This is a genomic window from Actinomadura sp. BRA 177 (assembly GCF_013372625.1).
GTDB lineage: Bacteria > Actinomycetota > Actinomycetes > Streptosporangiales > Streptosporangiaceae > Spirillospora.
This window is the reverse complement of the sequence record NZ_JABXFD010000420.1, coordinates 1-14,482: the sequence shown is the minus strand read 5'-3', so window position 1 is coordinate 14,482 and position 14,482 is coordinate 1. Positions and strand designations below refer to the sequence as shown.

At 69.4% G+C, this 14,482-nt stretch carries 13 protein-coding genes and 1 tRNA gene; 7 read left to right on the top strand and 7 right to left on the bottom strand.

Annotation, left to right across the window (positions count from 1 at the left end; all coding sequences use genetic code 11):
- On the bottom strand, positions 1-1,382 hold a 1,382-nt coding region (locus HUX53_RS25355), incomplete at its 3' end, for an MFS transporter (protein WP_176405729.1).
- A 193-nt stretch (positions 1,383-1,575) separates the two neighbouring features.
- Here HUX53_RS25355 and HUX53_RS25350 point away from each other — a divergent pair.
- On the top strand, positions 1,576-2,043 hold the full coding sequence (locus HUX53_RS25350; protein WP_176405728.1) for a MarR family transcriptional regulator: 468 nt from the start codon (positions 1,576-1,578) through the stop codon (positions 2,041-2,043).
- A gap of 13 nt (positions 2,044-2,056) precedes the next feature.
- Here the strand turns inward: HUX53_RS25350 and HUX53_RS25345 are convergent, their stop codons facing one another.
- From HUX53_RS25345 to HUX53_RS25320, 6 genes are all read right to left on the bottom strand, one after another.
- Entirely contained in the window at positions 2,057-3,169 is a 1,113-nt protein-coding gene (locus HUX53_RS25345) for a HAMP domain-containing sensor histidine kinase (RefSeq protein ID WP_176405727.1), read from the bottom strand.
- Positions 3,162-3,827, bottom strand: a complete 666-nt coding sequence (locus tag HUX53_RS25340; protein WP_176405726.1) for a response regulator transcription factor — start codon at positions 3,825-3,827, stop codon at positions 3,162-3,164. Before HUX53_RS25340 ends, HUX53_RS25345 begins: the two co-directional genes overlap by 8 nt.
- Before the next feature lie 9 nt (positions 3,828-3,836).
- Complete coding sequence (locus HUX53_RS25335; protein WP_176405725.1) at positions 3,837-4,793, bottom strand: D-alanine--D-alanine ligase; 957 nt, start codon at positions 4,791-4,793, stop codon at positions 3,837-3,839.
- Entirely contained in the window at positions 4,790-5,881 is a 1,092-nt protein-coding gene (gene alr / locus HUX53_RS25330; protein WP_176405724.1) for an alanine racemase, read from the bottom strand. Before alr ends, HUX53_RS25335 begins: the two co-directional genes overlap by 4 nt.
- Positions 5,878-6,327: a M15 family metallopeptidase gene (locus HUX53_RS25325; protein WP_255205614.1), complete on the bottom strand. Its 450-nt coding sequence runs from the start codon at positions 6,325-6,327 to the stop codon at positions 5,878-5,880. Before HUX53_RS25325 ends, alr begins: the two co-directional genes overlap by 4 nt.
- A 1,174-nt stretch (positions 6,328-7,501) precedes the next feature.
- A tRNA-Leu gene (locus tag HUX53_RS25320) sits at positions 7,502-7,584 on the bottom strand.
- Positions 7,585-7,712: 128 nt separating this feature from the next.
- Here HUX53_RS25320 and HUX53_RS25315 point away from each other — a divergent pair.
- The 6 genes from HUX53_RS25315 to HUX53_RS25290 form a co-directional block, all read left to right on the top strand.
- Positions 7,713-8,468, top strand: a complete 756-nt coding sequence (locus tag HUX53_RS25315; RefSeq protein ID WP_067627928.1) for a DUF3662 and FHA domain-containing protein — start codon at positions 7,713-7,715, stop codon at positions 8,466-8,468.
- 11 nt (positions 8,469-8,479) lie between these two features.
- The gene (locus HUX53_RS25310; protein WP_176405722.1) at positions 8,480-8,971 is read left to right on the top strand and encodes an FHA domain-containing protein; all 492 of its coding nucleotides are present in this window, start codon (positions 8,480-8,482) and stop codon (positions 8,969-8,971) included.
- On the top strand, positions 8,968-10,533 hold the full coding sequence (locus tag HUX53_RS25305) for a Stp1/IreP family PP2C-type Ser/Thr phosphatase (RefSeq protein WP_176405721.1): 1,566 nt from the start codon (positions 8,968-8,970) through the stop codon (positions 10,531-10,533). Before HUX53_RS25310 ends, HUX53_RS25305 begins: the two co-directional genes overlap by 4 nt.
- Positions 10,534-12,120, top strand: a complete 1,587-nt coding sequence (locus tag HUX53_RS25300; protein ID WP_176405720.1) for an FtsW/RodA/SpoVE family cell cycle protein — start codon at positions 10,534-10,536, stop codon at positions 12,118-12,120. It begins immediately after the preceding gene.
- A 10-nt stretch (positions 12,121-12,130) separates the two neighbouring features.
- Positions 12,131-13,612 carry a penicillin-binding protein 2 gene (locus HUX53_RS25295; RefSeq protein WP_176405719.1) on the top strand — a complete coding sequence of 494 codons (1,482 nt, stop codon included), beginning with the start codon at positions 12,131-12,133 and terminating at the stop codon, positions 13,610-13,612.
- Positions 13,609-14,482, top strand: an 874-nt coding sequence (locus tag HUX53_RS25290) for a serine/threonine-protein kinase (RefSeq protein ID WP_176405718.1), incomplete at its 3' end; no start/stop codon positions are given. The genes HUX53_RS25295 and HUX53_RS25290, both read left to right, overlap by 4 nt.

Below are 14,482 nucleotides of genomic sequence, written 5' to 3'. Positions count from 1 at the left end.
GCGGGGATGGCGGCGGCGAGGGCCGCGGCCAGCACGGCGACGCCGGCGCCGATCAGCAGGCCGACGCGGAAGCCGTTCTCGGAGGCGATCTCGTGCCCGCCGAGGTCGATGGTCATCTCGGCGAGGACGACGCCGACGACGGCCGCGCCGATCGAGGTGCCGAGCGAGCGCATCAGGGTGTTGAAGCCGTTGGCGGCGGCGGTCTCGCTGAGCGGCACTGAGCTCAGGATCAGCGCGGGCATCGCGCCGTAGGCCAGCCCGACCCCGCAGTTGATGATCATCAGGCCGACCATGAGGCCCCAGGCCGCGCCCATCAGCGCCAGCGACGCGGCGTAGCCGGCGGCCACCACCAGGATGCCGATGATGAGGGTGAACTTGGGGCCGCGGACGTTGGTGATCTTCCCGCCCACCGGGGAGACGAGCATCATCACGATGCCGGCGGGCGCCATCCACAGGCCCGCGGCGAGCATCGACTGGCCGAGGCCGTAGCCGGTCGCCTCGGGGTACTGCAGCAGCTGCGGCACGATCAGCATCGAGGCGTACATGCCGACCCCGACGAAGATCGACGCGAGGTTGGTCATCAGCACCCGGGGACGGGCCGTGGTGCGCAGGTCGACGATCGGCTGCCGGGTGCGCAGCTCCCACCAGCCCCAGGCGAGCAGCACCACGACGGAGGCGGCGAACAGGCTGAGCGTGGTGCCGGAGAACCAGCCCCAGTCGGCGCCCTTGGACACCGCGAGCAGCAGGCAGACCAGGCCGATGCCCAGCCCGACGGCGCCGGGCGCGTCGAAGCGCTCGCCCTTGGCGCCCGCCGGGACGTCCGGGATCAGCCGCCAGATCAGCACCGCGATGAGCACGGCCAGGGCGGCCGACCCCCAGAACAGCCAGCGCCAGCTCGCGTACTCGGCGATCGCCGCGGCGATCGGCAGGCCGAGTCCGCCGCCGATGCCCATGGACGCGCTGACCACCGCGATGGACGAGCTGAGCTTGGCCGGTGGCAGCACGTCCCGCAGCAGGGCGATGCCCAGCGGCACCATGCCCATCCCCATGCCCTGCAGGCCGCGTCCGATGATCATGGGGACCACCGAGGACGACAGCGCGCACACCACCGAGCCCGCGATCAGCGGCGCCGCGCAGACCAGCAGCATGGGGCGCTTGCCCACCAGGTCGCCGAGGCGGCCGAAGACCGGCACGCAGACGGCCCCCACCAGCAGCGTGACCGTGATGACCCACGCGCTGTTGGACGGCGAGGTGTGCAGAATCTTGGGCAGGTCCTGGATCAGCGGCGTGACCAGTGTCTGCATGACCGCCGCCGTGATGCCGGCGAGTGCCAGCGTGGCGACCACGCCACCGGATCTGGCGGCGTGCTGAGGGGCGTCCATCAAGGGACTCCTTGGCGTGTCGTCGTATCCGTCCGGTCGTCGGACCGAACCAAGAGTGCACGATACACTCGATATGTATCAGCCACACATTATGTGTGATGCATACCTCCCCGCGACGGCGGGGAGCCCTCTGCGAGGATGGAAGCGGGCCGTCCCCGAAGGTGCGGGCGGCTCCGGCAGGAGGAGGAGCACCGTGGACAGGCCCACACACCAGGTCGAGTACGAGCAGATGCTGCTCAGCCGCCACGAGGTCATGCCGCGCCGGGCCAGGCGGCTGGAACGCAGCGCGTACATCCTGCTCAGCCGCATCCGCCTCCAGGGACCGATGACGATCGGCGAGCTGAGCGACGCCTTCGGCCTGGACGCCTCCACCCTCAACCGGCAGACCGCCGCGGCGATGCGCGCGGACCTCCTGGAGCGCATCCCCGACCCCGCCGGCGGCATCGCCCGCAAGTTCCGCATCACCGCCAAGGGCGCCCAGCTGCTCGACGAGGAACGAACGATCATCACCAACGGCCTCGACAAGGTCATGGCCGACTGGTCGGACGAGGACATCGTCACGTTCGCCGCCTACCTGAGGCGCTTCAACACCGACATCGAACGCCTGAGCGGACGCCCCTGGCCCCGTCCCACCACAGAAGACACAACGACCCGCGTATGACCTGACGGCCGGTCTACGGCGTGCCGGGAAGGCGAATCGTGGCGAGGAGACCGCCGGACGGCCGAGGGGCAAGTTCGAGCGTCCCGTCGTGTGCCCGGACGATGCTCTGCACGATGGCCAGCCCAAGGCCGACGCCCGCATGCTCGTCGGTGCGTATGCGTTGTGTGCCGCGTTGAAATGGCTCAGTAAGGGTCGGTATCAGGTCCGCCGGCACCCGATGGCCGGTGTTCTCGACCCGCAGCACACTCGCGCCGTACTCCGCCCCAGTGTGGACCGTCACGGTGCCGCCGGCCGGAAGGTTGTGGACGATGGCGTTCTGGACGAGGTTCGTCACCACCCGCAGGAGAAGTGCCCCGGAACCGACGGCCTGTGTCGCCTCACCGGTCACCTCAAGCGTGATCTGGCGCTGTTCGGCAAGGGGAAGCAGCGTTTCAGCGGCCTCTTCGGCGATAAGGGATAGGTCAACGGCCTCGCGGGTGAAATTCCTGCGCTCGCCGCGGCTGAGCAGCAGAAGGGCCTCGGTGAGGTCGATCGCCCGCGTGTTGACCACGTGGAGGCGTTCGAGGAGTTCCCCCTGGTCGCGCGCGGGGTCGTTGCGGGCGACGTCCAGGAGTGTCCGCGAGATCGCCAGCGGGGTGCGCAGTTCATGGGAGGCGTTCGCGGCGAACCGCTGCTGTTCGGTGACGTGGGATTCGAGCTGCCCGAGCATGGTGTCGAACACGTCGGCGAGTTCGCGGAATTCGTCCTTCGGGCCTTCCATGCTGATCCGGTGGGACAGCGACCCGTTCGCGGCCATCCGTGCCGCGTCCGCGATCCGGGTGAGCGGTGCGAGCATCCGGCCTGCCAGGATCCACCCTCCCACCAGGCCGAACACCAGCAGGAAGGCCAGTGCCTGGGCCGCGCGGGGGGCGAAGGCGCGCAGCAGATCGGAGCGGTTGGGGACGAACCGCGCGGCAGGCGCCCCATGCCTGCCGCCCCCCGGCCCGGTCATGATCGTGCCGTCGGGTACGTAGCGCAGCAAGAAAACCCAGACCACGGCCAGCAGCAGAGCACCGGCGAGGATAAGGAATCCGGCGTAGCTGATCGTGAGTTTCAGCCGGGCACTGAGCCCCGGGCGCCTATTCACGCGTGTCGATTCGGTAGCCGACACCGGGCACCGTGGCGATGAGCCATGGTTCGCCGAGCCGTTTGCGCAACGCGGACACGGTGATGCGGACGGCATTGGTAAAAGGGTCGGCATTGGCGTCCCAGGCCCGCTCCAGCAGCTCTTCGGCGCTGACAACACCGCCCTCCGCGCCGACAAGAACTTCGAGCACGGCGAACTGCTTGCGGGTGAGCGCGACGTAACGTCCGTCCCGGACAACCTCCCGGCGGAAGGGATCCACCCGGAGGCCCGCGATCTCGCTGACCGGAGGCCGTGAATGAGCGCGCCTCCGATCGAGCGCCCTCAACCGCATGACGAGCTCGCGAAGCTCGAACGGTTTGGTCAGATAGTCGTCGGCACCGAGCTCGAACCCTGAAGCCTTGTCGTCGATCCGGTCGGCAGCGGTGAGCATGAGGATCGGAATGCCGCTACCGGACGCGACAATGCACCGGGCGACCTCATCGCCGGACGGGCCGGGAATGTCACGGTCCAAGACCGCCAGGTCGTAGGAGTTGACGCTGAGCAGCTCCAGGGCGGAGTCGCCGTCACCGGCGATGTCGGCGGCGATCGCCTCCAACCGGAGACCGTCCCGGACGGCTTCGGCCAGGTAGGGCTCGTCCTCCACGATCAGCACACGCATCCCTGAAGCCTACGGAGCGCGACATATCGTCGGCGTATGCACGGCGGCGTCGACCAGGCGAGCCACCAACTGCTCGTAGGACACCCCGGCCGCCGCGAACATTCTCGGCACCTGGGACTCGGCCGTCATCCCCGGCATGGTGTTGACCTCGTTGAGGACGGGCCCCTCCTCGGTGAGGAAGAAGTCGATACGGGCGACACCGGCACACCCGAGCGCGTCGAACATCCGCAGCGCCGCCCCAGTCAGGGCCGCCTGGTCGGCGCCATCGATGTCAGCGGGCACACTGAACCGGGCCGAACCGTCGTACTTCGACCGGGTATCGAACAGGCCGTCGGCATGAATCTCCAACGCCGGCGACGCCCATCGACGGCCATCGGCCTCACGCAGAACGGCCACATCGATCTCCCGCCCCAGGACCACGTCCTCGACCAGGACCCGGTCGTCGAACCCCGCCGCACAGCGCAAAGCGTCACGCAATTCCAAGTCGTCCCGCGCCAGAGCAACACCGAAACTCGACCCCGCCGAGACAGGCTTGACCACCACGTCCCCCTCGAACTCGATATCGGCGTCCCCAACAGCCACCACCCGACCGGGAGCAGTACGGATCCCAACGGCCTCTGCCACAAGCTTGGTCGCCCACTTGTCCATGCCAAGCGCCCCGGCGCGCAACCCCGACCCGACCATCGGCTTATGCACCAGCGCGCACAACGCCGCGAGCGTCCCGTCCTCCCCGCACGGCCCGTGGACAGCGGGAAAGACGACATCGGCACGTTCAATGACACCCAACGCCGCCGCCAACGATCCGAACGCACCACCTCCCCTCCACGTCCCATCACGCTCAATGGTCAACTCATCAACCTCAAATCCACCGGAACGCAGCGCCCCCGAGACCCCCGCGGCAGTGGCCAGGGAGACCTCATGCTCGGCGTTCTCTCCGCCGCCGATCACCACGACCCGCCGTGTCATCCGATGCTCCTCTTAACGCGCGGCCCGATGCCGGTGACGATGGTGTGCGGAATGGTCCCGGCCCAGCGAGCCCAGTCCTGGACGGTCGGGGTGGCGCCCCCGTCCGGTCCGAACAAAGTGGCGGACGTGCCGACCGGGAAGGACTCGGCACCGGTATCGACCACGATCTGGTCCATCGAGACCCGTCCGGCAACCGGAAACCGGCGCCCGCAAATCTCAACCCCAGCCTGGGGCGAGCACTCACGCGGAATCCCATCGGCGTACCCGACAGGCAAAACACTCAGATGGGTGACACGCTCAGTGACATACGTGCCGGCATAACCAACCGCCGTCCCAGCCGGCACTTCCGCCGTATGCACAATCGGCGCGGTAAGCCGAGACGCCCCCTGCATCTCCACAGTCCCGGACGGATCGATACCGACCAGCCCCGCCCCCACCCGCACCATCCCGAAATGCGTCGCCGGATCGGTCAACGCCCCCGACGTGGCCGCAAGATGGGCAATAGGCCGACCAAGTCCCGCCGCCCGAACAACGCGCCGCGCCTCCCGCATCCAACCGACCGCCGACGCATTCGCCGCAGGATCGGCCCAATCGGCCAGCGGAAGATGCCCCATGACACCCACCACGCGAACCCTCCGAGCCTCCTGACCGCGCAAAGCGAGCCCGACCAGTTCATCCCACTGCCCCCGAGGGCAGCCACCACGGGACATCCCGGTATCCACATACAGATGAATGCGCACCCCCACCGGGGCTTGCGCAAGAAGTGCGCCAAGCTCGTCCACCGACCCGACCGCAACATCGACCCTGCTGACCGCCGCCGCCTCAGCATCAATCCCAGAGGGATGCAGCCAGGCAAGAATCGGCACCGCCAACCCCGAAGCCCGCAACAAGGAACCCTCAGCGACACTCGTCGTCCCAAGCCACCCGGCCCCGGCCGCAACAGCGGCCTCAGCAACCGCAACGGCCCCATGCCCATAACCATCGGCTTTGACCACGGCCATAACCACACCGCGTGTCCGCGCCCGAACCCCGACCACATTCGCAGCCACCGCCTCCGGCAACACCTCCAAGGTCGGCGGCCGCGTCACGACCGCATCCTCGGATCCTCAGTCGGATCCGCGTACATCGACGGACAGCCGCCCGGACGCAGTTCGTAATGCCAGGGCTCATTGCCGTAGACCTGGCACAACCCATACGCGGCACCGCACTCGGACAGCCAGGCCGCGGCATCGGGCGGGCCGATGTCGACCGCCTCACCCCGCACATGGGCGGACGTCTCCGGAGTGGCCACCCACCGCAGCGCCTCTTCCCGCGACCCGTACTTGACGACGGCGTCCCGCAACAACCGCCGCTGATACTCAGGCGACCGCCACCCACTGTTGACCCGAAGCCCGACCCCCTCGGCTTCCGCATCCCCCGCCGCCCGACGCAAGGCATCAAGCAGATCCGGGTCAAGCCTCCCCACCGCCGGCCTCTCGACGTCGAACACCGAAACGGCCACCCCATCGGGAATGACACCGTCCCTCTCGTCCAACAGGCCAACTCCGGCCGCCGGCACTGACGCACTGTGATCCATGCCCCCACAAAAGACGCAGGACGGTTGCCGTGACGTATGCGCTTTCCGATAACCCCGCGATACACGAGCCCCCTCAGCACAGGCTCACGCGCCAATACTGGTCAGACCACCCACAAGCGGGGAGAGTAGACAGATGCCCCGCCCCCAAAGGCGAGCCCGTCACACAGACCGGAAGCAAGGGGCACACGCCCGCGCAGCATCGGAGGCGAGATGCACAGCCCCCAAGAACCGCAGCAAGCCTCAAAAGCAAGCGCGGAGCACACCCCGCACGAACCGAGGCAGGCTCACACCCCCAAGAGCAAAGCGGAGCAAGCGACGGCGCGAGAGCCGCCGCACCAACCGAACCCCGCGCGGAGCCGGACGAGGGACACAGCCCCATGGCCGAAACGAAGCAAGCGGTGGCGGGAGACGTACATGGACCGGACCTCGCGCAAGGTGGTGAGCCAGGGGCACAGCCCCAAGAACGAAGCGCAGCGAGCAACGGGAGGAGCCGCGCATCGGCCGGGCCCCGCACCGGTCAGGGTGCGAGCGGCGCAGCCCCAAGAGCGAAGCGGAGCAAGCGACGGCAGGAGAGCCGCCGCACCGACCGGACCCCGCGCGGAGCGGGGCGAGGGGCGCAGCCCCACGGCCGAAACGAAGCAAGCGGTGGCAGGAGACGCACATGGACCGGGCCCCGCGCAAGGTGGGGGCGAGGGGCGCAGCCCTACGGCGAAGCGCAGCGAGCAACGACGGGAGTTGCGCACAACCGAACCCCGTACGAATCGGGGGGCGAGGGCGCAGCCAGAGCGAAGCGGAGCAAGCGACGAGTGGACGAACGCCGGGAGCCCTGCACCGACCGAACCACGCGCAGCTCCGGGAGCGAAGCGCAGCGAGCGGCCCCGCACCGGTCGGGGGCAAGGGGCGCAGCCCCACAAGCGAAGCGAACGGCGGGGGGAGATGCACATGGACCGGACCGCGCGCAAGGCGGGGGGCAAGGGGCGCAGCCCCACAAGCGAAGCGCAGCGAGCGACGGGGGTGTGGGGGCGGAGCCCCTGCATCGGGGGTCCGGGGGTCGCCCCCCGGGTCAACATGACGAAGGAGTGGCGGGGGAAGGAGCCGCCAGGCTCCGACCACACCACTCCCAAACTCCGAGTGGGCGAGGAGGGATTTGAACCCTCACATCCTTTCGGACACACGGACCTGAACCGTGCGCGTCTGCCGTTCCGCCACCCGCCCGTGGGTGCCGTCCCGTTTCCGGGTGCCTGAAAAGGCTAGCACGGTCGGGGTACTGGTTAGGTACTCGGATACTTCTAGCGAACCTTCGCACCGATACGATCGTCTACCAGTGGGGAAGGGAGGTGCCCGTGGGCGTCATTCAGCGCTTCGAGCGACGGCTTGAGGGCATGGTCGAAGGGGCCTTCGCCCGTGCGTTCAAGTCCGAGCTGCAGCCGGTCGAGGTGGCCAGTGCTGTGCAGCGCGAGATGGACGACAGGGCGGCGATCGTGGCGCAGGGCCGCACGCTCGTGCCGAACGACTTCGTCGTGGAGATCTCTCAGCAGGACGGGCAGCGGCTGCAGGTCTACGCGGACAGCCTGAGCCAGGAGCTGGCGAATCTGGCGCGCGAGTACGCGAAGGAGCAGGGGTACTCCTTCGTGGGGCCGGTGCGGGTGCGGTTCGAGAACGCCGGGGATCTCGCCACGGGCATGTTCCGGATCCGGTCGGGGGTGATCCGGGGCTCGACGGTGGAGGGCGGGGAGATCCGCCGGCCGGTGAGCGATGTTCCGCAGGGCGGCCGCGGCGGTGTGTTCGGGGGGCATCCGCGGCTGCTGGTGACGACGGCCGTGGAGGGTTCGGACACGACGCAGCGCACCTATGAGATCAACACCCCCGTCACTCTGCTGGGTCGCGGCACGGACTGCGACCTGCGCCTCGTCGATCCGGGCGTTTCCCGGCACCATGCCGAGATCCGCGTAGAAGGTCCCGAAATCGCTCTCGTGGATCTAGGGTCGACCAACGGCTCGTTCGTGAACGGGCAGCCGATCCGGCGGGTCACGCTGGTGGACGGCTCCCGGGTCACGATGGGCCGGACAACCCTTGTGTTCCGCCGCGATAGGGAGTAACCCCGACTCCGATGTCCCCATTCACCCTCACGCTGATCAAGCTGGCGTTCCTCGCGGTGCTGTGGCTGTTCGTCATCGCGGCCGTCGGCGTGATCAGGGCCGACCTGTTCGGCTCGAAGGCCGCCGCGAAGTCGGCCACGCGCCCGTCCCCGTCCCGGCCCCCCAGGCAGCCGAAGCCGCAGCGGCAGCCGCGCAGCAGCGCCCAGCACGGCGCCCCGACGAAGCTGGTGGTCGTCCAGGGCGAGCGGGCCGGCACCGTCATCGACCTCACGGGGGTGCCCATCACCATCGGACGGGCGAATGACGCCACTCTGGTCGTGACCGACGACTACGCTTCCAGCCGGCATGCCCGAATTTTCGCGCAGGACGGTCAGTGGATCGTGGAAGATCTCGGTTCGACCAATGGCACGTATCTCGGACGCACGAAGGTGAGCCGGCCGATGCCGGTCCCGCCGGGCGTACCGGTCCGTATCGGCAAGACCGTGATCGAGCTGCGCAAATGACTCTGGGAATCCGCTACGCCGCGCGCTCCGACGTCGGCATGCTGCGCGAGGGCAACGAGGACTCGGCGTACGCGGGCGCGCATCTGCTCGCGGTGGCCGATGGCATGGGCGGGCACGTCGGCGGCGAGATCGCGAGCGCGGCGGCCATCGAGGCGCTGCGCGCGCTCGACAAGGACCTGCCGGCGACGGAGCTGCTGGCCGCGCTCGAGCACACGGTCAAGACGGCGAACGACAACCTGCACCGCATCGTGGAGTCGGATCCGGCCCTGCAGGGCATGGGGACGACGCTGACGGCGATGCTGTGGGCGGGCAACCAGGTCGCGCTGGTGCACATCGGGGACTCCCGCGCGTACCTGCTGCGTGACGGCAGCCTGTTCCAGATCACGCACGACCACACGCTGGTCCAGTCGCTGGTGGACGAGGGCCGCATCAGCCCGGACGAGGCGGCGTCGCATCCGCAGCGGTCGCTGCTGCTGCGCGCGCTGGACGGCCGCGGCGAGGTCGATCCGGACCTGTCGCTGCGCGAGGCGAAGACCGGCGACCGGTACCTGCTGTGCTCGGACGGCCTGTCGGGCGTCGTCACCGCGGAGACGATCTTCCAGGTGCTGACGGACGTGGACGATCCGGAGCAGGCCGTCCGGCAGCTGATCGATCTGGCGAACCGGGGCGGCGGCCCCGACAACATCACCTGCGTGGTCGCCGACGTGGTCGACCTGGAGCGGCAGCCGCCGACGGGCGGCCCGGGGCACGCGGTGGGCGCGGCGGCGAACGCGGCGCCGCCGGAGCCGCCGGGCGGCGGGCCGGGCGCGAACACGACGGTGGCCGACACCCCGGCCGGACGGGCGGCGCAGCTGCGCGACACGCGTCCGCAGCCGCCCGTGGCGGTGGACGAGCGTCCGCCGCCGCCGGCGCCGATGGCGGACCCGATGGGCGGCCCGCCCGCACCGATGCAGGCGCCGATGGAGCGGCCGAAGCGCGGCGGCGCCCGCCGCTGGACGTGGCTGGTCGTCGTCGCCGGCGTGGTCGTGGTCGGGGTGGTGGCGGGCGGTTTCGTGCTGCTGCAGAACGTCCGGAACGGCTACTACATCGGGGCGGAGAACGGCAACGCCGTCCTGTTCCGGGGGACGCCGCAGAAGGTGCCGGGCATCGACCTGTCCCGCAAGGCCGACGCGAAGGACCTGCAGCCGATCAAGGTCGCGGACCTGCCGCAGGACCTGCAGCAGCAGGTCAAGGGCACCTACACGGTGGACGGCCCGAAGGCGTGGGGCACGCTGGTGGAGCGCGTCTGCAAGTACTCCCTCGTCGACCAGTCCGGCAAGGTCGGCGTCGTGCGCGGCCGCGACCAGCAGGACTGCCAGGAGGTCAAGGTCCAGGCCAGCGACATCCAGCTCGCGCAACTGCCCACGTCGGACGCGTCGAAGGTCCGCAAGGGCGAGTTCGCGTTCATCGGACGGGACGCCGCGACCACCGGCCTGAACGGCCTGAAGTCGCGCCGCGACGCGTGCGCGGGCAACAAGCCGGACAAGCCCGCGGACTGTCCCACCAACGGCGGGAGCTCGTAGATGCAGTCGCTCGGGGAGCAGATCAGGGCACGCCTGCCGTACCAGCAGCGCAACGCGGCATCGCTGGCCCTGCTGGTCTTCGCGATGGTGCTGACGCTGTCGGCGTTCGCGGAGGTCGGGCTGGCCCGTGACGGCAGCCTGCCCGCCGGGCTGTTCGTGTACGGCGGCGGCCTCGCGGTGCTGGCGCTCATCGCCTACTTCGTGCAGTCGAAGTTCACCCCGTACGCCGACCCGCTGCTGCTGCCGCTCGCGGTGGCGCTGAACGGGCTCGGCCTGACGATGATCTACCGGCTGGACCTGGACACCAGCGCCGACCGCAAGGCGGCCGCCGCGGCGGGCAAGAAGCTGCTGGAGGACGCGGCGAGGGCGCCCGGCCAGCTGATCTGGACGTTCGTCGGCATCACACTGTTCGTCGTCGCCGTCCTGATCATGCGCGACACCGACAAGACGGACGCCCGGCTGTCGTTCACCCCGAAGACGGCGCAGCGCTACACCTACCTGATCGGCCTGTCGGCGATCATCATGCTGATCCTGCCGATCGTGCCGGGCATCGGCGCGGAGATCAACGGCGCCCGCGTGTGGATCAACATCGCGGGCTTCTCGGTGCAACCGGGCGAGTTCGCGAAGCTGCTGCTGGTCGTGTTCTTCGCCGGCTATCTGGTGAACAAGCGGCAGGCGATGTCGCTGATCGGCAAGAAGGTCGGCCCGTTCAGCCTGCCGCGCGGCCGCGACCTCGGCCCGATCATGGTGATCTGGTTCTTCTGCCTGGGCGTGCTGTTCCTGCAAAAGGACCTCGGTACCGCGCTGCTGTTCTTCGGCCTGTTCGTGTCGATGCTGTACATCGCGACGCAGCGGGTCTCCTGGGTGATGATCGGCGTCGGGCTGCTCGCGGTGGGCGTGTTCGTCGCGACGCTGCTGCCGTTCATGGGCCACGTGAACCAGCGCATCGACATCTGGCAGAACCCGAAGCCGTACTTCGACGGCGGCTGCCTGATGGAGAGCGGCAAGGTCATCCCCGTCAACCCCAACACCGACATCTACAAGAAGTACGACAAGCCGGGCGTCATCTCGCCCGGTTTCACCGCCTGCGCCAACCTGGGCGGCGAGTACTCCGACAGTGCGCAGCTGATGAAGGGGCTGTACGCGCTCGGCGAGGGCGGCGTGCTCGGCACCGGGCTCGGGCAGGGCGAGCCGTGGCGGACGCCGCTGTCGTTCAGCGACTTCATCTTCGACTCGCTGGGCGAGGAGCTCGGGCTGACCGGGCTGATGGCGATCCTGCTGATGTACGCGCTGATCGTGCAACGCGGGATGAAGACGGCGGTGGCGGCGCGAGATCCGTTCCTGAAGCTGTTCGCGGGCGGTGTGTCGTTCGTGCTGGCGCTCCAGGTCTTCGTGATCGTCGGCGGCGTCACCCGGCTCATCCCGCTCACCGGTCTCACGACGCCGTTCCTGTCGCAGGGCGGTTCGTCGCTGATGGCCAACTGGATCCTGATCGCGATCCTGGTGCGGATGAGCCATGACGCGCGCAAGCCCGCCCCGCAGGCGATCCAGGACGAGGGCATGACCCAGATCGTGAGCACGAGGTGACTTCCCCCCGATGAACATGGACAAGCCGGTCCGGCGGGTGGCGATCTTCGCGCTGCTGCTCTTCTTCGGGCTGATGGCGCAGATCAACTACGTCCAGGGCAGCCAGGCCGAGAGCCTGCGCGACGACTCGAACAACACCCGCAAGTTCGCGGACGTGTTCAACCACCCGCGGGGGCAGATCTCCGCGGGCGGCGAGGTGCTGGTGACGTCCAAGGAGACCGGGAAGGACAACCCGAAGTACGGCCGGTCCTACAAGGACGGGCCGATCTTCGCCCCGATCACCGGGTACTTCAACGGCGGCGGCACGCAGATCGAGTACGCCTACAACTCGCTGCTGTCCGGCAAGGACAAGCGGATCACGCAGCAGCACTGGTTCGACGTGTTCATCGGCAAGAAGGCCGACGGCGCGAACATCGAGCTGACGATCGACCCGGCCGCGCAGCGCACCGCGTACGCGCAGCTGAAGTCGCGGACGGCGCCGGGCCGGCGCGGCGGCGCCGTGGTGATCGACGTGGAGACGGGCGCGGTGAAGGTGGCCGCGTCGTGGCCGTCGTTCGACCCGAACGAGGTGGCGCCGCAGACCGGCACGAAGGGCGCGAAGCGCCTGGAGGAGCTGGACAAGGGCAACGGCGTCGTCAAGCCGCTGGTGGACAACGCGCTGAGCCAGACGTTCCCGCCCGGCTCGTCCTTCAAGGCGGTCGTGTCGGCGCTGGCGATGAAGAACCTCGGCGCCAGTAGCTCGACGACCGTCGACACCGGGCAGCTGATCCTGCCGGAGTCGGGCCGTCCGCTGCCGAACTCGCACGACAGCGGCAGCTGCGGCGGGTCGGCCTCGCTGCGCGGCGCGTTCGCCGAGTCCTGCAACACGACGTTTGCGAAGATGGCGCTGAACATGGGCATCCAGAAGCTGCACGACGGCGCCGGGGAGTTCGGGTTCAACAAGCGGGTGCAGCTGGAGCCGGACTTCTACTCGGCGGAGAGCGACGTCCCGGTGTCCTTCGTCGACGCGAACGGCAAGGAGACCCCGACCGGCCAGGACGGGACGGCCCGGTCCGGCATCGGCCAGGAGAACGTGCGCGCCACGCCGCTGCAGATGGCGATGGTCGCGTCCGCGATCGCCCACGACGGCAAGATCATGAGCCCGTACGTGGTGCAGAAGGTCCGGGCGAAGGACCAGAGCGAGCTGTACAGCGCCTCGCCGAAGGAGTTCGCGGAGCCGATGACCGGCGACCAGGCCGGGCAGCTGGAGGACATGATGCGCGCGGTGGTCGCCGAGGGCACCGCGAAGAACCTGCAGGGCATGCGGATCGCCGGTAAGACCGGTACCGCCGAGCAGGGTCCCGGCAACCCGAACGCCAACTGGTTCGTCGGGTTCAGCCCGGCGGACAAGCCGCGCTACGCGTTCGCGGTGATGACCGAGGCCCCGGGCTCCGGGGCCGGCAACGCGGGCCCGATCGCCGGGGCGATCATGGCGAAGGTACTGCAGAAGTGACTCCGGGCCTCGTCCTGAACGACCGGTACCGGCTGCTGGAGCGGCTGGCGATCGGCGGGATGGGCGAGGTCTGGCGCGCGGTGGACGCGGTGTCCGGCCGGCCGGTCGCGGTGAAGCTGCTGCGCCGCGAGCTCGGCTCGGACATGCGGGCGCGCGGGCGGTTCGAGTCGGAGGCGCGGTTCGCGGCGGAGCTGCGGCATCCCGGGATCGCGCGGGCGTTCGACTACGGCGAGCACGGCGGCCGGTCGTTCCTGGTGATGGAGCTGGTGCCGGGCGAGCCGCTGGACGAGATCCTGGCGCGCGACGGCGGGCTGCCGCTGGAGGCCGTCCTCGACCTGCTGGTGCAGGCGGGACGGGCGCTGACCGTCGCGCACGAGGCCGGCATCGTGCACCGGGACGTCAAGCCGGCGAACCTGATGGTGTCCCCGAACGGCACCCTGAAGATCACCGACTTCGGGATCGCCCGGCGGCTGGCGGCGGCGTCGCAGACCCAGACCGGGATGGTCATGGGGACGGCGCACTACATCTCGCCGGAGCAGGCGCAGGGCAAGGAGCTGTCGCCGAAGGCGGACCTGTACTCGCTGGGCGTGGTGGCCTACGAGTGCCTGACGGGCGCGCCGCCGTTCGACGGGTCGACGCCGGTGGAGGTCGCGCTCCAGCACGTCCGGGTGCCGCCCGCGGAGCTGCCGCGCCGGGTGCCGATGGCGGCCCGCGAGCTGGTCATGGAGATGCTGGCGAAGGATCCGCTGAACCGTCCGGCGGACGCGGGGACGGTCGCGGCGCGGGCGCTGGGGATCCGCGCGTCGCCCCTGTCTCTTATCCACATCTTACGCTGCCGACGAAGACGAGAATGTAAGACACCGGGGTCCG